Origin of the sequence: Pseudoduganella chitinolytica (assembly GCF_029028125.1) — a bacterium.
Lineage (GTDB): Bacteria > Pseudomonadota > Gammaproteobacteria > Burkholderiales > Burkholderiaceae_D > Rugamonas > Rugamonas chitinolytica.
Map to the genome: position 1 here is coordinate 4,775,490 of NZ_CP119083.1, position 25,110 is coordinate 4,800,599.

A 25,110-nucleotide genomic window follows, 5' to 3' on the forward strand; every position below is an offset into this window, starting at 1 on the left:
TGAAATATGACTATTTCGGCAAACCCTATATCGTTTTGGAATAGCTTATACGGTGTTCAGGCCAGCCATGTGATAACGGCGTACCCTTGTGCGGCCGCCTCGCGATAAAACGCCCGCAATTCGCCCAGCGCTTCCATCACGATCGGCAGCGCGTCTTCTTCGTCCCAGAAACTGGGGTAAACCTCGTCCATCGCGGCCGGATCGAAACGGGCCTGCACCGCGTCATCCGAAACGGCTTCCAGCGCGGCCGCGATGGTTTTCACGTCGGCCGCATCGGTGCACAGCGGCGGGCCATAGCCCAGATCGAGGTTGCCCAGCGGGCCGACGCCGAATACCACGTTCGACAGCGGGCCGGGCACCGGTACCGTCGAACCGGTCAGCAGGTAATGGATGGCATGCCAGCTCTTGTCGACGCAGAACGCGTCGTCGCCGCGTGGGCCGGACAGGAATTCCTCGATCTCTTCCGGCTCGGCGCGCAGCGCCCCCAGCTCGGCTTGGGGTACGGCGAGAAACAGGCCGATCATCGACATGGCAGGCTCCTTGTGGTCAAAGTGGGGACCTTACCACGGGCCCCGTCACGACAGCGCCGGATGGCCCGCCAGTGCCGTGGCCAGGAAGTCCGTCAGCGCACGGACGCGGCCGACCCGGCGCAGATCGGGGTGCGTCAGCAGCCACACGTCCGTGTCCAGCGCCGGCGGCGGCGGCGCCAGGCGCACGAGGCCCGGACGCGCATCGGCCAATAAACACAGCAGCATGCCGGCGCCGACGCCCGCCTCCACGGCAGCCGCCATGCCCACCAGCGTATCGCTGCTGAAGACCCAGCGTTCCGGCGGCACGTGCTCGCGCAGCCAGCGCGCTTGCGCCAGGTGGGCCAGCGCTTCGTCCGGCGCCACCCAGTCGTAGGCGCTCCAGTCGTCGACGGGATCGTGCGGCACGACACTGTAGGGCGCCGTGCGCACCCGGCCCAGCTTGCGGCCGACCAGGTTGTCGGGCGGCGTATTCGTGGGCCGCAAGGCGACGTCCGCCTCGCGCTGCGTCAGGTTCAGGAAGCTGTTGTTGACGGTGACCTGCAGGCGGATACCCGGGTACATCCCGCGAAACGCCGCCAGCGCAGGCAGCAGCAGCGGTTGCAGCAGCGTGTCCGTGGTCGTGATGCGGATGTCGCCGGCCAGTTGCGCATCGCGCCCGCCGATCTGCCGTTCCACGTCCACCATCTGCTGCGCCAGCGGTGCCAGCAGCGCCAGCAGCTCGTCGCCGGCGGGGGTCGACACGTAGCCCGTCGGGAAGCGCTCGAACAGCCGCACGGCCAGCGCGGCCTCCAGCTTGTCCAGCCGGCGCAGGATGGTCGAATGGCTCTGGCCCAGCCGGCGCGCGGCACCGGACAGCGAACCCGCATCGGCCACGGCAACGAAATAACGGTAGTCGTCCCAGTCCATGCTTGTGCGAAAACGCACAGCCGCTGTGCGAATAAATGGAATTGTTTGCCATTCTGCACAGGATACTGTGACGTCCAAGGAGGATTCATCATGTACACCGCTTACCTGGCCGACACGCCGAACGGCCGCAAGATTCCCATCGCGCTGGAGGAACTGGCCCTGGACTACCGCGTGCAACCAGTCGACCTGGGAGCCGACGAACAGCACACGCCGGCGTTCGAGCGCATGAGCCCGAACGGCAAGATCCCCGTGCTGGTCGACGGTGCCAGCGGCGCCGCCCTGTTCGAGTCGAACGCCATCCTGTTCCACCTCGCGGCGACATCCGGCCGCCTGATCCCGGACAACCCCGCGGGACGCGCCACCGTGCTGCAATGGCTGTTCCTGCAGGCGGCCAGCATCGGTCCGATGCTGGGCCAGCTGTGGTGGTTCCGCCATGCGTCGCCGACGCCGAATCCCCAGGCGCTGGCGCGCTACACGAAGGAAGCGCGGCGGCTGTATGGCGTCATCGAGCGCCGCCTGGCCACGACGCCGTATATTGCCGGCGACAGTTACACGGTCGCGGACATCGCCTGCTGGCCGTGGCTCGTCACGCATGACGAGCTGGGGCTCGACATCGCGGCGTGGCCGGCGGTCGCGGCCTGGCTGGACCAGGTGGCCGCCCGCCCCGCCGTCCAGCGCGGCCTGGCGCGCAGCGCGGAGCCGGCCCATGTCTAGCCTGTTCGCGTGGGGACTCGTGCTGGCGGCCGGCGTGCTGGAGGTGGGCATGGCCTTCGCGCTGAAAGCGTCCGACGGCGGCACCAAAGCGCTGCCGAGCGTGCTGGCTCTCGTCACGGCGCTGGGCAGCATCTGGCTGCTGGCCAGCGCCGTGCGCGCCTTGCCGCTGGGCGTCGCCTACGCCGTCTGGACGGGCATCGGCGCCGTCGGCGTCACGCTGGTCGGATTGCTGGTGTTTGCCGAGAGCCTGTCGGTGCCGCGCCTGCTGTTCATGGCGCTGGTGTTTGTAGGGATCGTGGGGTTGAAGGTTGCTCGCTGACGGCCTTAAGTTTCGCCTCATCCAGCGCTAACGAAATCTGAACGGTCTACTTGCTAAGCTGAACATGTTCTCGCCGCAAAGAAACTCGCCGCGAGTCTCCCCACTTAGACAAGGTCATCGATGAAAACCAAACTGATCATGGTGGCAGCCGCGCTGGCTGCGATGGCAAGCGTCCAGGCTGCCGAACACACGCCGCCCCACTGGGAATACCAGGGCAAGGCCGGCACCGCCCACTGGGGCGACCTGGAGCCCGGCTTCTCCGCCTGCAAGCTGGGCAAGGCGCAGTCGCCGATCGACATCCACGCCGTCCGGCACGGCGCGCCCGCGCCGATCGATTTCGCCTATGCACCGAGCCACGCGGAGATCGTCAACAACGGTCACACCGTCCAGGTGAACCTGCCGGAGGGCGGCGCCGTGCATCTCGCCAGCGGCGATTACCAGGTCGTGCAGTTCCACTTCCATACGCCCAGCGAGGAAACGGTCAACGGCAAGCACTACCCGCTGGTGGCGCACATGGTGCACCGGAATGCGGCAGGCGAACTGGCCGTCGTCGCAGTCCTGTTCAAGGAGGGCAAGGAAAACCCGGCATTGAAGCCGCTGTTTGCCGGGCTGCCGGCCCATGCCGGCGACAAGCACGCGGTCGAGGGCGACTTCAACCTCGCGGCGCTGCTGCCCGCACGGCACGACTACTATGCGTACATGGGCTCCCTGACGACACCGCCCTGCAGCGAAGGCGTGCACTGGCAGATCCTGAAGCAACCGGTCGATATCTCGAAACGCCAGCTGGCGGCGTTCCGCAAGCTGTACCCGATGAACGCGCGCCCGGTGCAGCCGCTGAACGGCCGCGTCGTCGAGGTGACGGGCTGACGCCGTTCACCACTTCAACGGGCCCGCGCATTCGCACATCGCGTCGCTGGCCTTGTCGTTCCAGCCGTCGCCCACGTAGGAGCGGTCGCGGTTGGCGCGAAAGCGATGGCCGCCGTAGTTGACGTGCTCCCACAGGACCAGCGTGCAGGTGGGCCCCACCTTGAACGACGACACCTGGTCGTTCCACGAGGCGTCGTAGATGAAGCGGTGGATGCCGTCGGAGGTGCCCAGCCGCGGCGGCCGGATCATCCGCAGCACGTCGCCGTTCTGCAGTGTCCAGTGGGCGCCGCCGAAGTCGCGGTGCTGGTACACCGTGCAGGTCTTGCCGGAACGCGCCGCCGCAGGAATTGTCATCGCACCCAGCAGTACTACCGCTGCCAGCCTGCCTGCCATGTCACTTGATCGCATCTCGTTCTCCCAGGGTAGCCATCGCTGACCATGGTGCGCCTGGACGAGGCGGCTGTCTGTCCGCGTTTGTCGGCCGGTTGTAACGAGCCGTCGGCTGTCGAGCAGCGGCCGGCCGCTCAGCCTTCGACCGCCGCCTCGACCAGTTGCGCCAGCAACTGCAGCGATTCCTGCCAGCCCAGGTAGCACGCCTCGGCCGGGATCACGGCCGGAATGCCTTCCTGGACGATGTGGATGTCGACCCCGCAGAACACCGTGCGCAAGGTGACGGTGATCTGCATCCGGCCCGGCAGGTTCGGGTCGTCGAACGTGGCCGTGTAGCGCAGCCGCTCACCCGGTACCAGTTCCAGGTACTCGCCGCCGAAGGCATGGCTGTGCCCCGTCGTGAAGTTGGTGAACGACATGCGGTAACGCCCGCCGACGCGCGCCTCCATCTCGTGCACGGTGCCCACGAAGCCGTGCGGCGGCAGCCACTTGGCCAGCGCGGTGGGCGTGGTAAAGGCCCGGTAGACGCGGTCGGGCGTGGCTTTCAGGACGCGATGCAGCGTGACGGTATGGGCGCTCATGGTGACTCCTTCAGGGAATATGGCAGAGGACGTCCCTCTGCCGACACGACGAACCGGCCGCGCCCGGATCGACAATGCGCGGCGAGAGGTGGATAAATCAGTTCTTGCGCTTCGCCCACTCGCGCTCCTGAGTCTTGACCTTGTCCAGGCAGGCCTTGCGGTCACTGTAGTCGGCCAGGCGGTCGCAGGACTGGGACTCGTTTTGCAGGGCCCCATACTGGCAGCCCTCCAACGCCAGCAGGGTGGCGAAGGTGGCGATGGCGACAAGGATAGCGCGCTTGATCATGGATACCGCTCCGATTGACGAAAACACCATACGTTATCACGGCGCCATCGTCTTGCGTATAGTAGTGCCAATGCCCGCCCCCGACCACTACCCCAGCACGCCGGACGGCCGCTACTTCGTCGTCTCCGGCCGCCTTTGGCGCATGAGCAATCCCGCCCTGCCGCCCGAGGAGCGCCAGCGCCTCGTCGACGCACTGATGACGGCGCGGCGCCAGGTGGGTGCCGCCAAAAAAGCCGGCGACATCGAAGCGGAACGCGCCGCCCGCGCCGCTGTGGACGCCGCCAAGCGCGGGCTCGGCGAGCGGGGCCCCGTGTGGTGGACCGACGGGGCGCCGGACTTCAACCGGCGGCTGGCGAAGAATACGCCGTATGCGGCGTGGTATGCTCGGCTGCAGCCGGACGACCCGGCCTGACGAGCCCCTTCCCCGTACTCTCTACTGTTTCGATGCCATGCTGTGGCTTTTCCTGCTGTCGCCCTTCGTACTGCTCCCCTCGCGATCTGGGCCGCCAAAGCGGTGCACCGGCGCACCGGTTCCGTGTTCCTGAGCAGTGCCGCGTTTACGGTCTTTTTCGGGTTTGGCATCGTGATCAACCGGATCGGCCTGCCCGCCCCTGCCTTGATCCTGATCGGCTACGAGCTGTACGACACCCTGTTTGTCCACCATACATGTGTGCAGACAAGCGAAGGGTGCGATTACGGTGTGCCCGAGGGCGACAGCGTGATCCTGCTGCCATGGCTGATCCAATGGGCCTGGTGGTTTGTCGTCTTCGGCCTGGGACGTTGCCTGTTCCGGTTTTTCAGGCCAGTGCGCTAGGCAAGCGCCCGCCGCGCCGCCTGCACGCCCCACCACGAAGCCTCCTCGAACACGGAAAACCCGGACAGATCGGCATGCGCGAACAGGATCGGACCGTCGTGCGCGCGCAGTGCGGCCAGGCCCGCGTTGGCGCGAAAGCCCGGCCGGGGTATCGCCATCGCGTGGGCCCGCAAGGTGATGTCGACCCGTTCGACCTGCCGGTCGATCGCACTGCCGTAGGCCGCATGCAGGTCGCCGGCGGCCAGCGCCAGCAGCTCTTGCGGCGGCGCGGACTGCAGCCAGCGGCGTCCTGCCAGCGGCTCCAGGTGCGACAACGCGGCGTATGTAGTGAAGACCGTACGCTCGGGCGGCGTGACGCGGATATCCTGGTGGGTGGAGACGACGTAGCCGAGGTTCGCGCCGCCCTCGGGACGGTGCACCACGTTGTCCCAGCACAGCGGCGCTTCCGGCAGCTCGGCCGGGAAGCCGCGCAGCACGAAGTTCGCCACCAGCCACGGCGCCGTGGTCGGCAGGTGCTGCGGCGTGAAGCCGTAGGCGGCGATGTTCTCGACGATGCGGCTGGCGACAAACAGCGGCATGGCGCAAATGGCCTTGCGGGCGCGCACCAGGTAGCTGCGCGGCTTGCCCCCTTCGAGCGCGCAGCACAGCAGCTCGACCTTGCCGTCCACCTCGCGGATCGACACGGCAGCGCCACCCAGCCGGCGTGCGCCCGACCGTTCGGCCAGTGCGCTGGCCAGCGGTTGCAGGCCGCCCGGCCACGTCAGCCACGCACCCGGTCCCGCATTGGCGGCCTCGCCGCCCCGGGCACAGAAGTAATGCAGGCCTGCCCACGCCGAGACGGTGGCGGCGGTGGCGCCATAATCGTCGCGGCAGCAGTAATCCAGGTACCAGTACAGCGTGGGCGAGCGGTAGCCGTTCTGTTGAAACCAGTCGCGCAGCGTGATGCCGTCCAGCGCCAGCCAGGCCGGATCGAGCGACGATGCGCTGCTGGGCAGCGCGAACACGCGACGCCCGTCGGCGCCGCGCTGGGCGCGCAGCCGGGCCACTTCCGCGAAGAAGCGATCATGCTCGGCCAGCTCCGCCGGCGGCACACCGGCCCGCGGCACGATGCCCTCGTGCCAGCGCCCGCCCACCAGCACGCGCTCTTCCGGCGCATGCAGCAGGTAACGCTCGTCGTAGTACGGCTTGTCGCCGTGCGCGTCGCGCTGCAGGATGCCCAGGTCGGCCAGGATCTCGCGCACGTGGGCGCATTCGCGCGACGGCACCGGTAAATAATGCGCGCCGGTGGGATACGCGAGTTCGCCAGCGCTGCCGCCGGCCGCATTGCCGAACGGCTCGGGTCCGTCGATGACGACGCAGCCGGCGTGGCCATCCCGGCGCAGCTGCCAGGCCGCCGTCAGGCCGGCGATACCCGCGCCGGCGATGGCGATGTCGGTCTCGATGACCTGCGTGGGCGGCGGCACGCTGGCCCGGTCGCGCAGGTAGTGTCCCAGTTCGCGGCCCGGTGCGTGCACCGTGGGCGCGATCTCGTGCCAGCGCCGGTACAGCGCCGCGCTGGCGAGCGCCGCGCTGCCGGCGGCCGCGGCAAACAGGAAGCTGCGCCGTTCCATCAGCGGATGGTGCGGTGCCAGTCCTGCTCGAACTCATGCACGAGCGACTGGGTGTTGAGGCGGTTCGGCGGGAGGGCCAATCTCGGCATGTCGGGCGGGAACGCGAACATCTCGCGCGTGGTGTCGCCGTTGAGGAAGCGCAGCGGCAAGGAGTACGACGTGGGTGGCCGGTAGTACAGCTGCGGCGACGCGAGGATGAAGCCCCACTCGCCGAACGACGGCACGTAGGCGTGGTACGGGTACGTGCGCATGCCCACCTCGCGCAACGTCGCGTCCACCGTCCAGTAGGCGTGCGGCGCGAAGAACGGCGACGTCGACTGCACGACGATCAGGCCATTGGCGGCCAGGTGCTTTTTCAGCAGGCCGTAGAACGGCACCGAGTACAACTTGCCCAGTGCGAAGCTGGACGGATCGGGGAAATCGACGATGACGGCGTCGAACATCGCGCCGTCCTGCTGCTGCAGCCAGATCGCCGCATCGGCATTGACGACAGTGACACGCTTGTCGTGGAAGCTGTCGCGATTGAGCTGGCGCAGCTCGGCGCGGTTGGTGAACGCGGCCGTCATGGCCGGGTCCAGGTCGACCAGCGTGACGTGCTCGACGTGGCGGTAGCGCAGCACTTCGCGCAGCGCCAGGCCGTCGCCGCCGCCCAGCACCAGCACCCGTTTCGCCCACGGCAGCGCGGCCATGGCCGGATGCACCAGGGCCTCGTGGTAGCGGTATTCGTCGCGCGACGAGAACTGCAGGTTGCCGTTGATGTACAGGCGCAGGTCGTCCTTCCAGCGCGTGATGACGAGGCGCTGGTACGGCGTGCTGGTGGCATACACGATCTGGTCGCCGAACAGGCCATGCTCGCCCCACTGCGTCAGGCGGTCGGCGCCGGCAAAGCCGAACATCAGCAGCGCCAGCACGGCGCAAGCGCGCAGCACGCGGCCCGTTACCGCCGTCAGCTCGGCACGGAAGACGTGGATCGTCCACAGCGCGACGCCGATGTTGAGCATGCCGAACAGGAAGCCCGAGCGCACCAGGCCCAGGTGGGGCGCCAGCACCAGCGGGAACAGCAGGGACACGGCCAGCGCGCCCAGGTAATCGAACGTCAGCACGCGGCTGACCAGTTCCGAGAATGCCGTCTGGCGCGCGTTCAGCGCCCGCATCACCAGCGGCACCTCCATGCCGACGAACGCGCCGACCAGGAACACGATCACGTACAGCATCAGGCGGAACGGCGCCGCGGCCCACGCGAACGTGACGAACAGCAGCGCGGCCGAGACGCCGCCCACCAGGCCCACGGCCAGTTCGATGTCGACGAAGCGGTCCAGCACGTGCTCGTCCTGCACGTACTGCGACAGGTGCGCGCCCACCCCCATCGCGAACAGGTAGCAGCCGATAATGGTGGAGAACTGCAGGATCGAGTCGCCCAGCAGGTAGCTGGCCAGCGCACCGGCGATCAGCTCGTACGCGAGCCCGCACGAGGCGACGACAAAGACGGAAAGGATCAGGATTTTTTTGGTCATCGGCGGAATTATGGCTTAATATCTTTACCTTCTGGCAATCTCAATAGCGAATAACGTGTACGCCGTCGCAAACTACCTGATCCATCTCGTGCTGGCCGCCGTGCTGCTGGCCGTGTTCTTCCGCGCCTATACGTGGATGACGCCCTATGATGAAGTGGCGCTGATCCGCGAGGGCAACCACGCGGCCGCCCTGTCGCTGGGCGGCGCCCTGCTGGGCTTTTCGCTGACGATCGCCTCGGGCCTGCTGCACACGCCGAACTACCAGGCGTTCGCGGCGTGGGCCTTCGGCGCGATGATCGTGCAGGCGCTGGCCTATGCCATCACGACGCGCACGCTGAAGATGGCGAAGGACCAGATCGAGTCCGGCAACAGCGCATTCGGCGGCCTGCTGGGCGCCATCTCGCTGGCCATCGGCGGCATCAACGCCGCCTGCATTTCCTGACCCGACCAATTACGCACGCGGAGGCCCCATGAGTATCGGCAGCTTTATCAAGAAGCAGTTTATCGACGTCCTGCAGTGGAACGAGGACGAGGAAGGCGTGCTGGCCTGGCGCTACCCGATGCAGGATTTCGAGATCCAGAACGGCGGCGTGCTGGTGGTGCGCGAATCGCAGGTGGCGGTGTTCGTCAACGAAGGCCAGATCGCCGACGTGTTCGGCCCCGGCACCCACAAGCTGACCACGCAGACCCTGCCCGTGCTGACCAACCTGAAGAACTGGGACAAGCTGTTCGACGCCCCGTTCAAGTCGGACGTGTACTTCTTCAGCACCCGCGTGCAGACGGGCCGCAAGTGGGGCACGCCCCAGCCGATCACGATCCGCGACAAGGATTTCGACATGATCCGCGTGCGCGCCTTCGGCATGTATTCGTACCGCGTGGCCGATGCGCGCAAGTTCTTCACGGAGATCAGCGGCACCCGCGCGGCCTATACGCGCGATGAAGTGGAAGACCAGTTGCGCGGCATCCTGCTGGCCACCATGGCCAGTTCGCTGGGCGGCGCCAACGTCGCGTTCCTCGACATGGCGGCCAACCAGGCCCTGATGGCGCAGGAGGTCAAGGGCGACCTGGCCGACGCGTTTGCCCGCTACGGCATCGCGCTGGACGAGTTCAACGTGGCCAGCGTCAGCCTGCCCGAAGAGCTGCAGGCCGCGCTGGACGAGCGTATCGCCGCCGGCATGAAGGGCGGCCTGTCGAACGACAAGATGACGGGCTTTACGCGCTACCAGACCGCGACCGCCATTCCGCTGGCGGCGCAAAACGAAGGGGGCATCGCCGGCATCGGCGCGGGCCTCGGGGCCGGCGTGACGATCGGCCAGGCGATGGGCCAGGCCGTCGGCGCGTCGCTGACGCCGGCCGCGCCGCAAGCCGTCGCCCCGGCGGAGGAAGCGATCGAGAGTCGTCTGGAAAAGCTCAAGGGCCTGCTGGACAAGGGCCTGATCTCGGCCGCCGACTACGACAGCGCCAAGGCCGAGTTGTTGAAAAAGCTGATCGGTTGAGCGCTGCGGAGTGTCCTTGTTGACGGTGAACTGCCCCAGCTGCGGCGCGCCCGTGCGCTTCCGCTCGCACGCGTCCGTGATGGCCGTGTGCGAATACTGCCGCGCCGGCGTATTGAAGGACGCCAGCGCCGTGCGCGACCTGGGCAAGATCGCCGAGGTGCTGGAAGACTATTCGCCGATCCAGCTGGGCACCAGCGGCATCTGGGGCAAGCGCCCGTTTACCGTGGTGGGCCGCCTGCAGCTGCGCTATGACGCCGGCATGTGGTCGGAGTGGCACTTGCTGTTCGACGACGGCAGCAGCGGCTGGCTGGGCGACGCCTCCGGCCAGTACACCATCACGACATTGCGTGCGACCGCTGCGCCGCTGCCGGCGTTCGACAGCCTCGCGCCGGGCCGCGCCGTCACCCTCGACGGCACCCGCTACGTGGCGGCCGACGTGCGCACCGCCCACTGTGTGGGCGGCCAGGGCGAGCTGCCGTTCGTCGTGGGCGCGGGCTGGCAGGCGCGCGTGGCCGACCTGCGCGCCGGCACCATCTTTGCGACCCTGGATTATTCGGATGACAAGCCGCGGCTGTACGTCGGCAGGGCCACCACGCTGCAGGCGCTGCAATGCCAGCTGCTGCGCGACGACACGGCCATCGAACAGACGGCGGGACGCTACCGGGGCAAGCTGACGGCGCTCGCCTGCCCTTCCTGCGGCAGCCAGATCCAGTACCTGCCGGGCCTGACCAATACCCTCGTCTGCCGCGCCTGCACCACACAGCTCGACGCCACCAGCCCGCAGGTCGAAGTGCTGCGCGCCGGCGAGCGCGTCAAGGCGGCGCGCACGACGCTGGAGCTGGGCGCCGAGGGCAAGCTGGGCAACCAGAAGCTGACGATCATCGGCGTGCTGCGCCGCCAGGACGACGAAGGCTTCGAATGGACGGAGTACCTGCTGTACGGTCCGCGCGCGGGCTTCCTGTGGCTGGTCGAAGCGGAGGGCGAGTGGTCCAAGTCGGTCGTGCTGGACGATTGGCCGCAGCTACAGGAAACCGGCGCCCGCCTGAACAGTGTCCGCTTCGACAAGGTCGAGGAATACGATGCCACCGTGACGTTCGCGGCCGGCGCGTTCAATTGGCGCGTGCAGGTGGGCGACGTGACCCACATCGTCGAGTACGAGCGGGGTCCCACCTCGCTGGCGGCCGAGAGCACCGCGCAGGAACTGACCTGGTCGAAATCGACCGATGTGTCGCAGGATCAGCTCAATGCCTGGTTCGGCAAGGCGACGCCTGCCAGGAAGACCGGCAAGGGCCGCGCCGCGGCAGGGCCCAAGTCCGGCCATCGCGATACGGCCCGCTGGCTCATCATTATCATGGTGGTCTGCAACGCCATTCCCCTGCTGCTCAATTTCCGCGCCGCCTTCATCTATACCGTAATCGGTGCGGCGGCCCTGTATTTACCAGCCATGTTCCTCGATTCGATGGATAACGACGCATGAAATTCCCTGGTTACGGCATTATCGTGCTGATCTTTTCCATCGTTACCAGCTGGGCCAGCATCACGAACAGCTCCCGCTCCCCCGGCTCTTCTGGTGGCAGCGGCTGGTCGTCGCACACCGGTGGCGGCAGCTGGGGCAGCGGCGGCGGGCATAAATGACGCCAGCGGTGTATCGGGCGGAAGGGACGCATTTGCTGGCCGACCTGTCCGGCGTGGCGCCGGAGCGGTTGAGCGACTGCATCCATCTCGAAGCATTATTGCGTACGGCCGCGACGGCCGCCGGCGCGACCATCCTGCACAGCCATTTCCACGCGTTCGGTATTGGACAAGGGATTACGGGTGTCGTATTGCTGGCCGAATCGCATATGTCGATCCATACGTGGCCTGAGCAGCAGTTTGCCGCTGTCGATATTTTCATGTGTGGCGATTCACGGCCGGAGGAGGCATTGGCCGTGGTGCGGACGGCTTTTGAGCCGCTGCATTGCAGTGTTCAAACGGTGCGGCGGGCCCCGGCTTTAATAGGGACTGTCCCCGCAGGGGACTGTCCCTGAAGTTAACGCCGCTCCGATAAACTTCAGGGTCAGTCCCTTGCAGGGACAGACCCTAAGCCTACAGCGCCAACACTCGGCACGAAGATGCCACATTCTGGCAGATCCAGGACTGAGTCAATCCTCCCGCAACGTCGCCTCGATATTATTCCCGTCGTAATCGAGAATATAAGCGCTGTAGAAATTGGCATAGCTGACCCGGATACCGGGCGGGCCATTGTCCTCGGCGCCCAACTCCATCGCGGCACGGTAAAAAGCGTCCACCGCCGCCCGGTCGGGTGCGCAAAAGGCGAGGTGGATAGGGGCGTTGCCGGCCTGTTTGCCGGCCGACCAGTAGGTTGGAAATTCGGAACCCAGCCACAAGAACGGGTGGCCGTTGTCGGGCGCGTAAATGGCCCAATCGAGATCGGTTTCGGTACGGCGGATGCCCAGCGGTGCCAGGCAGGCGTCATATAACGCCGCACTGCGTACGAAATCCGTCACCACAATACCCAGATGGTGAATCATGTCGGCTCCCTCATTGTGGAGCTGACACACTAGCACCGATACCGGGCCACCGGCGCGCAACTCATGCGCCCGGTACCGGATTATTTACTTACGGGAAATATCGTCGCCGCTGCGCTAGATAAATTGCGTGCCGAACACGGCATTGACGTCATATGCGGAAGCAACGCCGCCATTGGCCACGCCGACCAGTTGGATCTGCTGGAAATAGTTCTGCTCGACGGCATCGATAAATCCGGCGGCGCTCGTGGAACCGTATTGCGTGGCCAATGCCTGGACCAGTGCAAGGACGGTGCCATTGTCGCGATTCGCGACCAAGTAGCCCTCCACGTCGAACGTAAAAGCTTGATCGGTGGCAGCGCCGAATTGCACGCCCCGGTCGCGATAACCCTGGCCGGCCAGGCCCAGCATGGCCGCATCGGACTCGCTCAGCAACTGCGTATGGCCGCGCAGGTTCTGGTACAGGTGAATACCGGTGCCGCTGCCGGCCACGTGGAAGCCGGCCGCCCCGGCCACCGCGGCATAGCACTCGTACGGCAGTGCCTGGCCACCCGCAATGAACGCATGGTCCTGCGTGAACGGCTGGTACCACGCACTGACGTGCTGTCCATCCGGGGTGGCGTCGAAGCGCGACCCTTCGAAGACGTTGCCGGTGCCGGCAGCGCGCTGGGCTGCCTCCGTCGCACTGGCGGTGTAGTAGCGGTCGCCGCCGGCCAGCAGGATGCTGTAGACGTGGGCCGGTGGCACCAGGTCGAACGCCAGCATGCCGGGATCGACGATGGTGCCGTTGGCAACACCGTCATCGTCGCCCCGCGCGCCATCCGTCAGCGTGACCACCACGCGGTCGATCCGGCCGTCGCCATCGGCATCGAGCAAGGTGGCGCCGTCGTCCAGTGTGTCCAGGCGTCCGTCGTCGAGGAAGCTGTACCAGCTTTGCGTGGCGCTGTCGAACTTGACGAAATCGTTCGCAACGACACCGCCCGGCGCCAGCTCGATGACCACGCGGGTCTGCAGCCCGGCGCGCATCGGGTCGAGGTCCGGCAGCGCGGCCTGTCCTTCCTGCGCCGTGACCGTGAAGTGGAATACCGGCGAGGCGGCACGATGGGTCGTGGGCAGCGGTGCCGCCGCTTCCGTGACGGCCAGCTCGCGCAGTTGAGCCCCATCCGTCAGCGCGACGGCGGCACCGGGCGCCGCGACCGTGCCCGCCAGGATCGCGCCGAATGTCGCGACGGGTGCTTCCTTGCCGAGCGCGAAGGCAGCTGCCGAAGCGAGCGGCAACTGGGCCACGCCGTGCTGCTGCCAGTCGGCGACGCCGTCGCGATTGCTGTCGCCATCGTGCGCCGCCCGTTCCACTGACGGCGCGATGCCGTCCAGGTCCGTGACGATCGTGACGCTGCCGGGCGCCTGGGTCAGCACATTGCCGGCGCTGTCGAGCAACTGCGCCTGCAGGGTGTACGTGCCGTCGTCCAGTGCGACCGTCGCCACGGTGAGGCGGCCAGCGGCCACGTCGGCTGCCGTCAGCGCGGCAACGCCGACCAGTTCGCCCGAAGCGGTCAGCAGGCGCACGCTGCTGCCTTGCGCCAGCAGGGCACCGCCGGTAACGACGAACTGCGGCGTCAGCACGTCGGTCACCGCATCGCTGTTGCTGCGGCCCGTGTCCGAGGACCGGTCCAGCACCGTTTGCAGCACGGGCACAGGGACGACTGGCGCCGGTGGCAACGTTGGTTCCGCCGGCGAAGGGACTGTGGGTACGACGGGCGGTGGCGTTACCGGTGGCGTTACCGGTGGTGCTGGCGGTGTCACTGGCGGTGCTGGCGGCGGCGTCACTGGTGGCGCAGGCGGCGGCGTCACCGGTGGTGCCGGCGGCGGAGGGGCCGGCGGGGGGGACGGCGGGGCTACTGGCGGTGCCGGCGGTGGCGCGGGTGGTGGCGGCGGCGCCACATCGTTATCGTCGATGGTGCCAGTCGCACCCACTCCACCGATCGTCAGCACGACCGTTTCCGCGGGCTCGACATCGCTGTCGTCGGCCGTGACCAGCCCGACCTGGAAACCTGTCACACCGCGCGGCACGACCACGATGCCCGTGGCCGGATCGCCGTTGCGCCAGGCGACGCCGTTGCTGAACGTCAGCGCGGCATAGTCGCCAGCCGTGGCGCTGCCGCCCAAGGCCACGGCATACTCGCCGCCGTTGCCGTTGAGCGCTGCCGTATAGATGAGCTGGCCGCCTTCGGCCACGTTGCTGGCAGCCGGCTGTAAGGCGTCTTCGACCGTTACGGTGGCGACGGACGGCGCCGGATCGTTGTCATTGATGGTCACGATGCCGGTGTTGTCGACAATGGCGGCAAACCTGCTGTCGCTCAGTACGATGCTGAACGTGTGTGCGCCGTCGTGATAAGTATCGTCGATCAGCGCAACCTGGATGGTCTTGCTGGTCTGGCCCGGCGTAAATGTGACCGTGCCGCTGCCAGCCGTGTAGTCGGCCGGCGCCGAGGCCGTGCCGTCGGTCGTCGCATACCGGACGGTCACCGTGTCGCTTGATGCCTTGTCCAGGGTGACGGTCACCGTGGCCACGCCCGCGCTCTCGTCGATGACGGCGTCGCCGATCGACAGCTGGGGCTGCGCGGCCAGGTACGTGTTCAGCTCGCTCATCAGGCCGGTGGTGGACGCATTGCCGGATACGACGCCGCCGGTGATCGTCAGGGTCTGGTTGTTGAACGTCAGGCCCAGGAAGCTGTGCGGGTCGTTGGCGTCCAGCGATTTCGGGTCCACCACGACGGCGCCGCCGCCCGTCGTCGCCAGCGTGTGGGTGGCCGGACCCGTTGCGTAAAACACCATGGTCGATGGCGTGCCGTTGGGAGCGCGCCATGCAATGACACTGTCGATGCGGTGCGTAATGCCGGCCGCATCCGTGATCAGGATCGTGCCTTGCGTTCCGCCGAACGAGCCGTTGCTGGTGTCCTGCTGGAACTGCACATTGGACCAACCCAGCGCCGACATCAGCGAAGCGCCGGACGCTTCGTTGGATTTGGACGCCGTGCCGATGAACCCATCGGTAAACGATACGGAGACAGTACTGAGGGCCAAGGTCAACCTCGCGGCAATTTACAAAGTGGAAACGCGCACGTTCAGGCGACAGGCACAACGGATAGAAGGGACGCGAACGACGTGGCAGGGCAGCGGATGCGCTGCTTTCCACAGCATACTACGTTGCCGTACGGCAATCAAAGCATGGAACTAGTGGCTGCCCTCGAACGGGGCAGCCGCGACGACCTTGCAGCCTAAACGCAACAAGGCGTGACATTTTGATACCCTCAGAACTGACGCAGGTATCCCAGCGTCAGCGCGCCGAAGCGGCGGCGATCGTACTGCACGGCCGGCTCGCCGTCGCGCGCGGGCTTCGGCAGGTTCAGCCAACTGTATTGCAGGGCAATGCGGTCGTTTACGGTCAGCCGGTAAGCCAGTCCCGCCCGCAACTGCCAGGCAAAGCCGCTTTTCGACGCGGGCCCGAAGCACGCGCACGCCTCGCCCAGGTTCAGCTGCGGCAACTTGACGCGGCCCCAGCCGATGCCACCGCCGACAAAACTGTCCAGTGCAGCAGTGAGCTGATCCGCACGGTAGACGTTGGCGAACACGGCTTCGTAGTGGCCGCGGGCGTCCACCGCCTCGCTCAGCGGCGCCAGTGTCAGGCGCTCGACCCGGATGCGCCCCCGCACGTATTCCACTTCATAGCGGCCGTGGCCGGACTGGCGCCCCAGCTGGAGGCCGCCGTGCAGGCCCCGCTTCAGTTCGGCACGGCCGTCGAGGGGGGTACCGAAGCCGAAATCCACACTGGCGTTCCAATCGCGCAACGTGTTGGCGCCCAGGTGCACGCCTGCATAGTTAACGGGAATGTCGTCCGCTGCCTGCGCCGGTGCCGGCAGCTCGCTGCCAGCGCCGCAGCCAAGGGGATGTAACGTAGATGTCGTCCGGTCATGAATCCTCACAGCGTGAAATGTGTGCGGTACACGGCGTTGGATTGTGCCGCCAATGAGCGGTTCGACGTGAGAGCGTCGACCGAGGTCATCTTCATCGCGTTGGGGCCCGTCCGTCAAGGTGAGCACGATAGTTTGACGCCGCTGGGACCGATCGCATCCCGCAAGCCTCGCGTCGTTGCGTTTCTGGTTCCGTTAGAGTGCGTTGCCAAAGCGGGCATGCTGGGTACGGACCAGCAATGCTGTCGCAAGCACCACCCGTGCGGTAAACTGGCGCTCCCACGTTTATGGAACCCTGCCATGCGCCGCCTTGCGCTCCTGTCCGCCCTGCCCCTGCTGGCGCTGTCCGCCTGCGGCGACCGCTACCAGCCTGTCCAGCTCTACATGGCCAAGACGCCAACCTGCAGCGAGTACGTGGAAACGTCCCGCTTCGACCTGCCGGACGGGATCACGGTCACGGCGACAAGCCCGACCACGCTGCCGGGTGGTGGCGCCGAGTTCGGCCTGGTCTACCTACTGCCGCGCGCCACCCAGGCGCAGTTCGCCACGTTGAGCTATCCCGTCACCCAGCCCAAGGGCGCGCGCATCGCCCGCGCGGAAGTGGTGACGTTTTATTCGCGCGGCACGGACACGCGGCCGGAAATTGTCGATTCGATCGAGGGGGTGCCGAAGCTGCTGGTGGCTGTCGCCAATTCCGATCACACGCAATGGCGCGCCCGGTTACGCGTGCAGTCGAAACTCCCGGAGCGCTTCGACCTGACGCCGCCGGCGCTGGTGATCGGCGGCGATCGGTATCCGGTGCGCACGTTTACGTACCGGTGGTTCCCCGAGCGCAAGGCGTTCGGATTGTGCCAGTAGAGGGCTCGCCCGACATGGCAATATCTGGCGATATCTTCAACCGACCGTTGCCGGCATGCTGCCGATCAGCTTGCACCCGCATTCCGTCTTGCATCCCTCGACCGCAACTGGCACCCCGTTGACAGTCAGCGTGTCGTGGGCGGTAACGATCTTGTTGATACCGTGCGGTTTGCCGCCGGGGTAGACCAGCGGACAGGCAACCTTGTCACCCAGCCGGGCGATCGCTTTTCCGCGGATGTCGTGATCCGGCGAGCCGCTGATTACAGTGCCGCCGTGATCGGTCATGTCGCCGACTGTAATGATCTTCAATGACATTGGGTTCTCCTCTGGAATCGGTGACGCTAATAATAGAAGCCGTTAAATAGAAGCCGTTCGGATGGGCTCGACTGAATCCTCGTTGCGTGCCACAGCGGCAGCTCGGCTAGTGGCAGTGGCCGGCCCCTATCTTCCTGTGTGTCTGACGTGGACGCTCGACCGCTGACGCCGACGCCTATTGCGCGACGCTGCATTGTATGACCGGCACTGTCGATATGCCATAGTTGAAATGGCTGCTGTTGACGCGGGCGTATGGGGGAGTTGCCGTGCGCGTGACACCAGCAATGCCGGCCGCCGCAGCGTAGAGGGTGTCGCCGAGCGACCTCACCGAAATACCATAAAGATGGCCACGACAAAGTCTCGTGGTTCATAGTTCACATCAACGTGCCCCCATTTGAAGCGCCACGTACGCTGCCTATCTCTTTTGCTGGCCGGCGGACCTCCGGCCTGTTTTTTCACGAAATCCAGCAGGAGACGGTATTCCTCTCTCAGCGCCTCTTCACTTACGCCATCCCAGCCTTTGCTGGTGCAGGGACCGTCCAGCCAGCGCAACGTGATCCACTTGATTGTGCTCGCTTGGGCGCCGATGAAAGCGCCGAACCTCATACCGTCCTCCACAGCTTCAACGTGGTAGTAGGTTTCGCCTCTATCATTTTCGCGCTTCTCGATCAAACCTTCTTCGGCGAAAGCACTCAAGGCCGCATCACCAGAGGCTGGTCGAATGCTTTTCACGCCCGAATCGATAAGGTGCAGAGAGATAGAACCTTTCTACCCCGATCCCCGAAGCTACAAACATGCGCTCCACCCAAGAGAATATATCCGCTTGTTCCTCCGCGCAGGCAATTTTTCCTAGACGCGGCGTGTCCGTTCTGTTGGCATGAGCTATCAGTTGATTAAGCGATGACGCAAACTCACTTGCTTCCACTACAGAGAGACATTCAAGACCGGTTAGGATATTCTGGAATTCCGCTATCAACTGCGACTCTTTCATTCTTTGCAGTTTGTCTTGTAGTGAGACGGTCACTTGGACGCTCCTTTACGTGCTCCATATAGATAATGATGCTTACCCCCAATTTGGCCATACCGGTCACCTTGCATATCCGCATGAGCTGAACGCCCTTCCTTGGGTTCTCCACCATGAAAATGATTGAACTGGTTGCAAGGATCATTCGTATGTTCAGCGACCACCACAGTTCTTGCTGGCGTCTTGTATTGGTAATACCTCCCATGTGCGCCCGGGTTCGGAACGTATACGTAATTTCCATAACCTCTGCGCGTAACGTCATCACCGACAGTCCATTGTTTCTCTATCTGCTGAGATCGCGGTACATTAGCTCTATCTTTGATGGCATTAAGATCCTCTTTTCTGGTTTTGAAATTTCGGTTATCGCATGAGGATAAGCCAAAAGGATCAATCCAGGTCGCCGGATTGGGAACATATGCATACAGATTTTCACCACCAGCCAACCCGATCGGGTCTCGCGTCAAATATCTCCACTGTAGGGATCGTAGTACCGGTATCTGTTGTAGTGCAGCCCTGTCTCATCATCGAGATATTGGCCCTGGAACCGTATCCGATTCCGCATCCCGGCCTTGTACGCCGCGTCGCTGATTGCTTCCTTCGCTCGTCCCCATGCCTTGTACTGCGCCGACCACGCAACCTTCCGCTCGCAATCCGTCAACTCCTGCGGCGTACGGAGATGATCGCACTGATAGAAGGCGATCTCATCCTTGCTGAACGGCTCGGATTCCTGCTCGAATTCGCCATTTCATAACGGATCGAGCAGTGGCGCCGTCGACCGGAACGTACGCCAGTAACGTTCTATAGCCGCCAACCGCGCCCATCAGCCGCACAACCCTCCAGTCGCGCCGGCACAACGGAAGGCGCTTGATCCGCTACCCTGCGCATACGCTTCCTAGCTTGTTTTGACAGCATATTGCTGCTCGGCTTCAGTCATACTGCGACAATGCGTTGTACTAACGTATTAACTTATATGTTGGCTAGGCTACACTTCCCAGAAATACAAATCGCACACCGCTCCGGCAGTGCGATGCACAACAGGGTCGGCCTCATAGACATCGAGCACAATTCCTTTGCGAAGATCCATGGATGAACATAGAAAAAAGTGCAGTCCACTACCTTTTGCGAATTTGTACCAAGCCTCAACCTTATTGGCTGAAATCTCAAGAATAGGTAAGTCTGAGATTACATCATTTACCTGCGGGGAGTAATCTGGGAAAAAACATATCATTGTCTCTTCCTGTTTACTAAGCTGTGCCAAATGTTCATAAATCTTGTTTTCGCAATCTGAGGAAGGCAGAGTATAAAAGTGCTTTTGCCAAACGCTCCCGTTCATATTTTTGAGAACCAGGTCTAGTAGAGTACCAGATTCAGGGTAATAAATGGGCTTCACTACTGAGTTCTGCAGACCGCTTTCCTTTAATTGCTCGTGCATTTGCAGGAGATTGCGCTTCTGTCGGTTTGCAACGATCTTTTCTTCAAGACTCATCGTCTCGGTTCCTTTTAAAGACTATGGGTGATGTTCGACAACCGGTCCGCCGGTCATATATTTCCAAGCGCCGTTTTCAAATTTGCTAGGCATACCGTCAGTGTCGAGCGATTTTGCTATGCCAACATGCCAATGTGAGCATGCGTGATCGTTGTCTTGCATGTGATGGGATAAGATCATTAATCTTTCTCCTTTTGCTGTCTTCACTCGATACGCATATTGTTCCATTCCTTTCGGCGCGGGGACTCTGTCCGTATATATGCCCGATGAAGTCCTTTGCGCAAACGGTGAGGCGCTTGTGGGAATCCCTGCTCTTCGAAGCGCTTCGCGTCGCGCTTGATTCGACGTCAATGTCGCTTCGCACTTGCGAGGCTTCTCAACTGCCGTGGTCTTCTGAGGGCTACTTTTCGTTCTGGTTAAGCCCAGCGGGTCAACCCATTCCATTGGATTAGCCGCATAGGAGTAAAGATGATCGCCGCCAAGCAGCCCTACGGGATCCTTCGAGATAAATCGTCCCGAATGCGTGTCGTAATACCGATGCCGGTTGTAATGCAGCCCTGTCTCATCATCAAAGTATTGCCCTTGGAACCTTAGCCGATTGAGTATGCCGGTTTTGTGCGCAGCGTCGCTGATTGCTTCCTTCGCTTGTCCCCATGCCTTGTACTGCGCAGACCACGTGACCTTGCCCTCGCAATCCGTCAACTCCTGCGGTGTACCCAGGTGGTCGCACTGATAGAAGGCGATCTCATGCTCACCAAACGGTTCGGCTTCCTGCTCGTGCTCCCCATTCCAGAGTGGATCGAGCGCAATATCGTACTTGCCGTCGTTACCAGCCATCAGCGCCTTCACATCCGTGGTGGGCGACAGTTGAAGGGCTCCGCTCCGGGTAGCCTGCACCAGCGGTACGAAGCTGTTTCGCTCATAGACATAGTGCACCGTGCGTTCACCCGCCGCATGGCCCTGGTGCACGCTGCTTTCCAGCGCCAGTGTATCGCCATCCCAGCCGTACACGGTCCGGGTCGCTTCCTTGAAGAAGGTACCCTCCAGCGCCTGGCTGTGCTTAGCGATGCGTCGTCCCAGCGGATCGTAGGCGAAGGTGGTGACGCCGTGCCGGGTGTTGGCCCGGGTCATCCGGTTGAACGCATCCCATTCGAAACTGTCGCGCTGTCCATTCTGCACTCGTTCGACTAGATTACCGCGATCGTCGTAGCGGTAGCTGGTGCCGGCGTATTCCTTGAGCAGGTTGTCCAGCACCTTTGGCAGCAGGGTGCGATGGCTGATCGTTTCTCGCTGCGCAGTATTCGGCGCCTGGATATTGCCGGCCGGGTCGAACGCGAAGGTTTCACGGCCCATGGCGCTGTTTGCGGCGAGCAGCCGTCCGACCGGGTCATAGCGGTACTCGATGCGGCCACGGCGGTTGTCGTCGATGCCGGTCAGCTGGCCAGCTTGGTCGTAGCGGTAGCGCCGCTGGATCGCTGCCTGCATGCCGACCTGGACGTCGGGACGGTACTGGCCGGGCGCAAAGTTCTGCTGGGCCCGCGCGATGGCGCCGAGCTGCTGTTCGATCAGCCGGCCGGCCGGGTCGTACTTCATCGTTTGCAGCAGGCCATTGGCCTGGGTGCGTCCGGTTTCCTGGTACAGCGCGTCGCGCTCGAAGGACACGAGCTCCTGCCCGTCAAGCAGCATGCCGTGCACGTGGCCGGCGCCGTAGGTCAGCCATTCAACACGGTGGCCGTCCGGCCGGATCGTACCGGTGCGCAGGTTGAGTTCATCGTACCTGTGGTGCCAGACCGCCGTGCGCTTCTCAAGATGGAACGGGCCCTGGTAGTGCTGGTGCTCGCGCACCAAGTTGCCGGCGGCATCGTAGAACCATTGCAGCCGGGCGTGCTCGTTCCTTGCGTCGGCCAGTTGGCCGTTGGCGTTGTAGGCGAAGGTCTCGATTTGCTCGGCCTGCCCGGGGGCTGCGGCGCGGCGTTGCACGAGCCGGCCCATGGCGTCGAACTCGAGCCGCGTGGTGACGCCAGCTTCGATGGTTTCCGCCAGTACGCCGGTGCCTTCATGGTAGCGGTACTCGGTGGCTTTGCCATCGAAACCCTGTTCCTGCAGCAGGCGGCCGACCGGGTCGTACTGGAATCGGTAGACACTGCCGTTTTCGTTTTCCAGCGCTGAGAGGCGGCCGAGCGCGTCCCACCGGTACTGCAGGCTTTGTCCCAGCGCATCGGTGCGTTGGGCGATCAGCCCGGCTGCGGTATAGCGGTAGGCGGTGGTGCGTTGCAGCGCGTCGATGTGCGCCAGCAGGCGGCCTTCGGCGTCGTGGCGCAGTTGCTCTTCGGTGCCGTCCGGGTGGATGACGGCTTCGAGTTGGCCGGGATGATTGCCAATTTCTTCGCTGTGCGCGAGCGTGAGGGTTTCGACACCAAGCGGCGTGTAGCGATAGCGCGTAACGTTGCCCGCGGCGTCGATGCTTTTGACCAGGCGCTTGCGCTCGTCATATTCCCACCGGCTGCTGTGCCCGGAGCAGTCCGTGTAGCTGGCGAGCTGGCCATCTGGCGTATAGGCGAGTTTCTTGACGCCGCCCTTGGCATCTGTGACTTCGACGGGCCGGCCGGCCTTGTCGTAGGCGTATTGTGTCTTGTTGCCGCGCGGGTCGATTTCCTCGACCAGGTGGCCCTGCGCATTGTAGTCGCGCTTCCAGGTGCCGCCTTCGGCGTCGAGGATGCCGGTGATGCGGTGCTGGGCGTCATACTCGAAATGGACCTGGCTGCCATCGGCGCGGGTGTGCGTGAGCAGGTTGCCGTGGTCGTCGTAACGGAAATGTTCGCTGGTGCCGTCGGCGTGGATGTGGCGGACGACGTTCTTCGCGTCGTCGCGGAAGAACCATTCCTCGCCCCCGTCCGGGTACACCGTGCGGTAGGTGTAGCCAGCGATGTCGTAGTAGTAACGGGTTTCCTGACCCAACGCATCGGTGACGTAGGTCAGGCGGATGTTCTTGTCCCACTCGAGCCGGGTGTCGTGGCTGCCGTCGTCGGCCCACTCGCGGATCGCTTTGGCATGTGCGCCGCTGTCGATGCTTGTGTCGTAGGCCAGGTTCATGCCGCGCCCGGTACGGTCGGCGTAGCGGGTGACGAGGTGGCGGTCGTATTGGTAGTGCCAGGCGGCGGCGTTTTCGTCCTGGGCTTGGATCAGGTCGCCCTGCTCGTCGTAGTCGTAGGCGGCCAGTTGGCGCACCAACGCGCCGTCCTGGATCTCCCACAGCGCGCGGATGCAGCCGGTGTCGGCGTCGACCTGGGTGCCGGCATGGGCGACGATGATTTCGCCTTGCTTGCTGATGATGTCGCTGAGCACCTGCTCACCGGCAACCACGTGGTCGTAGCGCAGGCCGAGGGCGGCGCCATCGCGCGCGTGCAGCGCGATCAGGCGGAAATGTTGCTTGCCCATTTCCAGGGCTTTGGCGCGGACGGTGTCGGTCAGTTCGTAGGTTTCGCGCCATGGGCTGGCTTCGCCTTCTGGCAGCGGCTTGCCGAAGTCGAGCGTGAGCAGAGTCATGCTCAGGCGGGTCAGCGTGATCTGCTCGACCGGGTCGTGGTACTTCTGGCCAACGGACAGCCACGGATAGCGGTGGCTGCGGCCATCGGCGGCGTGATACAGCAGGCCGGCCGGCTTCCCCTGGCCGACGACGTCAATGCGCGTGCTGTACGGCGTGAGCCAGCGCGCGCCCAGGTTGCCGCGGTCATAAGCGACTAGCTGGCTGCGGTAGGTGCGGCTCCATTCGATCGGGAGCGGCGCGTCCAGCACGAAGTCGGTATGCGTAAAGGTTTCGGCGCCGGTGGCAAAGCTGATCGAGCGCGCCGTGCCGCCTTTGGCGGGGCACAGCTTGCAGGCATTGGCGTCGCCCGTTGCCGGGCTTTGATGGCTGGTGGCGGCGAGCTCCTGCCCGGGTTTATCTTTCTTGTGCTGCGCGCCCTTGGCGGACGGCACCAGCGCCATATGGGGCTTCTTGTGCTTGACGACCGCGTCGCGCAGGCGCATCAGGATCCACTTTATGCTCATCTGCGCCTGTTCGTCGGCCAGGGACGCGAGCTTGCCGCGAAACGCCGGCTTGAACTCCTTCAGGTGACCGATGATGGCCGTCACGCCAGCGACCGCACTTTGCGGCAACTGCCTGGCTGCGGTGGCGGCAGCGTAGTTCGCTGCCCTTTTGTACTGCCGGTCAATCGCGCCCAGCATGCGGCGCCAACTGCTTTGCACCTTGGGGTCGTGCAGCTTGCTCTCCACTTCCGCTGGGGCTGCCACTTCGAACAGCGGCTCCTTGCCGATGCAGCGGTTGAGGATCTTGATCAGGTCGTCGGCAATGCCGTCGGCCACCTTGGCGCATTCGTCCAGGATGCCGGACAGCCTGGCCATCGCGCCGTCGATGAAAGTCTCGAGTTCGCCGGCAAGCCTGGCGTTGAGGTGCAGGACCAGCACCTCGACCAATGCGGCGCCGATATCCTTGGCGCCCATCGCCAGCTTTTGCCGGGCCAGGTGCAGGGCCGGACGCAGGCTCATGCGCGCCGCGCTCATCCCTGGCGGCACCGGCACCACGCCGATCAGGTTGATGCCCAGGCTGACCCAGGCCAGGAAATCGACTTTCTCCTTCTCCTTCGCGATGTACTTCTGCATGATCCCGACCACGTCCATGATGGCGTCCATCAAGGCCATGATGTTGCCGATCACCGGCAAGCTACCGGCGACCGTGCTCAGGCGGTCCAGCGTCACGTAATCGTAGCTGATCTTGCGCAGCCATTTGTCGAAGGCGGCGGCGGCGGCACCGACGTCCCGCTGGTCGATCGTATTCAGTGGCGCGACGGCGACTTCCGGCGCGCGCGCAGTGGGCTTGGACGTGGGTTCGGTCATGGAGC

27 protein-coding genes and 1 pseudogene are annotated in these 25,110 nt (G+C 64.5%); 11 read left to right on the forward strand and 17 right to left on the reverse strand.

Translation table 11 applies throughout. The annotated features are described in order from the left end of the window. Positions 1-56: 56 nt before the first annotated feature. The gene (locus PX653_RS21185) at positions 57-530 is read right to left on the reverse strand and encodes a YfbM family protein (protein WP_277414689.1); all 474 of its coding nucleotides are present in this window, start codon (positions 528-530) and stop codon (positions 57-59) included. 45 nt (positions 531-575) lie between these two features. Beyond that, positions 576-1,436: a LysR family transcriptional regulator gene (locus PX653_RS21190; RefSeq protein WP_277414690.1), complete on the reverse strand. Its 861-nt coding sequence runs from the start codon at positions 1,434-1,436 to the stop codon at positions 576-578. Between the two features lie 90 nt (positions 1,437-1,526). Here PX653_RS21190 and PX653_RS21195 point away from each other — a divergent pair, with 90 nt between their 5' ends. From PX653_RS21195 to PX653_RS21205, 3 genes are all read left to right on the forward strand, one after another. Then, positions 1,527-2,150 carry a glutathione S-transferase family protein gene (locus PX653_RS21195; RefSeq protein WP_277414691.1) on the forward strand — a complete coding sequence of 208 codons (624 nt, stop codon included), beginning with the start codon at positions 1,527-1,529 and terminating at the stop codon, positions 2,148-2,150. Continuing rightward, a complete protein-coding gene (locus PX653_RS21200; protein WP_277414692.1) occupies positions 2,143-2,469 on the forward strand; it encodes a DMT family transporter in 327 nt (108 codons plus the stop codon). The genes PX653_RS21195 and PX653_RS21200 overlap by 8 nt, the downstream gene beginning before the upstream one ends. Before the next feature lie 120 nt (positions 2,470-2,589). Further along, a complete protein-coding gene (locus PX653_RS21205; protein WP_277414693.1) occupies positions 2,590-3,336 on the forward strand; it encodes a carbonic anhydrase in 747 nt (248 codons plus the stop codon). Positions 3,337-3,342: 6 nt separating this feature from the next. Here the strand turns inward: PX653_RS21205 and PX653_RS21210 are convergent, their stop codons facing one another. The 3 genes from PX653_RS21210 to PX653_RS21220 all read right to left on the reverse strand — a co-directional run bounded on the left by PX653_RS21210 (position 3,343) and on the right by PX653_RS21220 (position 4,593). Then, complete coding sequence (locus PX653_RS21210) at positions 3,343-3,744, reverse strand: hypothetical protein (RefSeq protein ID WP_277414694.1); 402 nt, start codon at positions 3,742-3,744, stop codon at positions 3,343-3,345. A gap of 116 nt (positions 3,745-3,860) precedes the next feature. Beyond that, a complete protein-coding gene (locus PX653_RS21215) occupies positions 3,861-4,307 on the reverse strand; it encodes an SRPBCC family protein (RefSeq protein ID WP_277414695.1) in 447 nt (148 codons plus the stop codon). Between the two features lie 97 nt (positions 4,308-4,404). Further along, positions 4,405-4,593, reverse strand: a complete 189-nt coding sequence (locus PX653_RS21220; RefSeq protein ID WP_277414696.1) for a hypothetical protein — start codon at positions 4,591-4,593, stop codon at positions 4,405-4,407. 70 nt (positions 4,594-4,663) lie between these two features. On the opposite strand from PX653_RS21220, the gene PX653_RS21225 reads away from it, so the two are divergent. Together PX653_RS21225 and PX653_RS21230 are read left to right on the forward strand one after the other, a co-directional pair. Next, a complete protein-coding gene (locus PX653_RS21225; protein WP_277414697.1) occupies positions 4,664-5,005 on the forward strand; it encodes a hypothetical protein in 342 nt (113 codons plus the stop codon). Between the two features lie 42 nt (positions 5,006-5,047). Next, the gene (locus PX653_RS21230; protein ID WP_277414698.1) at positions 5,048-5,407 is read left to right on the forward strand and encodes a hypothetical protein; all 360 of its coding nucleotides are present in this window, start codon (positions 5,048-5,050) and stop codon (positions 5,405-5,407) included. Here the strand turns inward: PX653_RS21230 and PX653_RS21235 are convergent. Both PX653_RS21235 and PX653_RS21240 read right to left on the reverse strand, forming a co-directional pair. Then, on the reverse strand, positions 5,404-7,017 hold the full coding sequence (locus PX653_RS21235; protein WP_277414699.1) for an NAD(P)-binding protein: 1,614 nt from the start codon (positions 7,015-7,017) through the stop codon (positions 5,404-5,406). The genes PX653_RS21230 and PX653_RS21235 overlap by 4 nt on opposite strands. Then, positions 7,017-8,531, reverse strand: a complete 1,515-nt coding sequence (locus tag PX653_RS21240; RefSeq protein ID WP_277414700.1) for a polyamine aminopropyltransferase — start codon at positions 8,529-8,531, stop codon at positions 7,017-7,019. Before PX653_RS21240 ends, PX653_RS21235 begins: the two co-directional genes overlap by 1 nt. Before the next feature lie 55 nt (positions 8,532-8,586). Here PX653_RS21240 and PX653_RS21245 point away from each other — a divergent pair, with 55 nt between their 5' ends. The 5 genes from PX653_RS21245 to speD are packed head-to-tail and all read left to right on the forward strand — an operon-like array spanning position 8,587 to position 12,054. Beyond that, positions 8,587-8,973: a DUF350 domain-containing protein gene (locus tag PX653_RS21245; protein WP_277414701.1), complete on the forward strand. Its 387-nt coding sequence runs from the start codon at positions 8,587-8,589 to the stop codon at positions 8,971-8,973. Between the two features lie 28 nt (positions 8,974-9,001). Continuing rightward, a complete protein-coding gene (locus PX653_RS21250) occupies positions 9,002-10,027 on the forward strand; it encodes an SPFH domain-containing protein (protein ID WP_277414702.1) in 1,026 nt (341 codons plus the stop codon). Between the two features lie 25 nt (positions 10,028-10,052). Then, complete coding sequence (locus PX653_RS21255; protein ID WP_277418629.1) at positions 10,053-11,504, forward strand: DUF4178 domain-containing protein; 1,452 nt, start codon at positions 10,053-10,055, stop codon at positions 11,502-11,504. Further along, positions 11,501-11,662 carry a hypothetical protein gene (locus tag PX653_RS21260; RefSeq protein ID WP_277414703.1) on the forward strand — a complete coding sequence of 54 codons (162 nt, stop codon included), beginning with the start codon at positions 11,501-11,503 and terminating at the stop codon, positions 11,660-11,662. The genes PX653_RS21255 and PX653_RS21260 overlap by 4 nt, the downstream gene beginning before the upstream one ends. A 32-nt stretch (positions 11,663-11,694) precedes the next feature. Next, on the forward strand, positions 11,695-12,054 hold the full coding sequence (gene speD / locus PX653_RS21265; protein WP_371876363.1) for an adenosylmethionine decarboxylase: 360 nt from the start codon (positions 11,695-11,697) through the stop codon (positions 12,052-12,054). A gap of 114 nt (positions 12,055-12,168) precedes the next feature. Here the strand turns inward: speD and PX653_RS21270 are convergent, their stop codons facing one another. From PX653_RS21270 to PX653_RS21280, 3 genes are all read right to left on the reverse strand, one after another. After that, positions 12,169-12,558 carry a VOC family protein gene (locus PX653_RS21270; RefSeq protein ID WP_277414705.1) on the reverse strand — a complete coding sequence of 130 codons (390 nt, stop codon included), beginning with the start codon at positions 12,556-12,558 and terminating at the stop codon, positions 12,169-12,171. Positions 12,559-12,672: 114 nt separating this feature from the next. Continuing rightward, a complete protein-coding gene (locus PX653_RS21275; RefSeq protein ID WP_277414706.1) occupies positions 12,673-15,639 on the reverse strand; it encodes a Calx-beta domain-containing protein in 2,967 nt (988 codons plus the stop codon). Between the two features lie 227 nt (positions 15,640-15,866). Next, positions 15,867-16,382 (reverse strand): outer membrane protein, encoded by a 516-nt coding sequence (locus PX653_RS21280; protein WP_277414707.1) that lies wholly within the window; start codon positions 16,380-16,382, stop codon positions 15,867-15,869. A gap of 444 nt (positions 16,383-16,826) precedes the next feature. Between PX653_RS21280 and PX653_RS21285 the strand changes: the two genes are divergently transcribed. Further along, positions 16,827-17,384 carry a hypothetical protein gene (locus tag PX653_RS21285; RefSeq protein ID WP_277414708.1) on the forward strand — a complete coding sequence of 186 codons (558 nt, stop codon included), beginning with the start codon at positions 16,827-16,829 and terminating at the stop codon, positions 17,382-17,384. Positions 17,385-17,420: 36 nt separating this feature from the next. Here PX653_RS21285 and PX653_RS21290 read toward each other — a convergent pair whose 3' ends face one another. The 7 genes and pseudogenes from PX653_RS21290 to PX653_RS21320 all read right to left on the reverse strand — a co-directional run bounded on the left by PX653_RS21290 (position 17,421) and on the right by PX653_RS21320 (position 25,105). Then, entirely contained in the window at positions 17,421-17,699 is a 279-nt protein-coding gene (locus tag PX653_RS21290; protein ID WP_277414709.1) for a PAAR domain-containing protein, read from the reverse strand. 324 nt (positions 17,700-18,023) lie between these two features. Next, complete coding sequence (locus PX653_RS21295) at positions 18,024-18,431, reverse strand: hypothetical protein (protein ID WP_277414710.1); 408 nt, start codon at positions 18,429-18,431, stop codon at positions 18,024-18,026. Next, on the reverse strand, positions 18,403-18,723 hold the full coding sequence (locus PX653_RS21300; RefSeq protein WP_277414711.1) for a hypothetical protein: 321 nt from the start codon (positions 18,721-18,723) through the stop codon (positions 18,403-18,405). Before PX653_RS21300 ends, PX653_RS21295 begins: the two co-directional genes overlap by 29 nt. Beyond that, on the reverse strand, positions 18,720-19,166 hold the full coding sequence (locus tag PX653_RS21305) for an HNH/endonuclease VII fold putative polymorphic toxin (RefSeq protein ID WP_277418630.1): 447 nt from the start codon (positions 19,164-19,166) through the stop codon (positions 18,720-18,722). Before PX653_RS21305 ends, PX653_RS21300 begins: the two co-directional genes overlap by 4 nt. Then, positions 19,158-19,381 (reverse strand): annotated as a pseudogene (locus PX653_RS28385) (RHS repeat-associated core domain-containing protein); the annotation flags it as partial. The pseudogene PX653_RS28385 and the gene PX653_RS21305, both read right to left, overlap by 9 nt. Positions 19,382-19,705: 324 nt before the next feature. Then, positions 19,706-20,209, reverse strand: coding sequence for a hypothetical protein (locus PX653_RS21315; protein ID WP_277414712.1), 504 nt, complete (start codon positions 20,207-20,209; stop codon positions 19,706-19,708). 21 nt (positions 20,210-20,230) lie between these two features. Further along, positions 20,231-25,105 (reverse strand): RHS repeat-associated core domain-containing protein, encoded by a 4,875-nt coding sequence (locus tag PX653_RS21320; protein ID WP_277414713.1) that lies wholly within the window; start codon positions 25,103-25,105, stop codon positions 20,231-20,233. Positions 25,106-25,110: the final 5 nt, after the last annotated feature.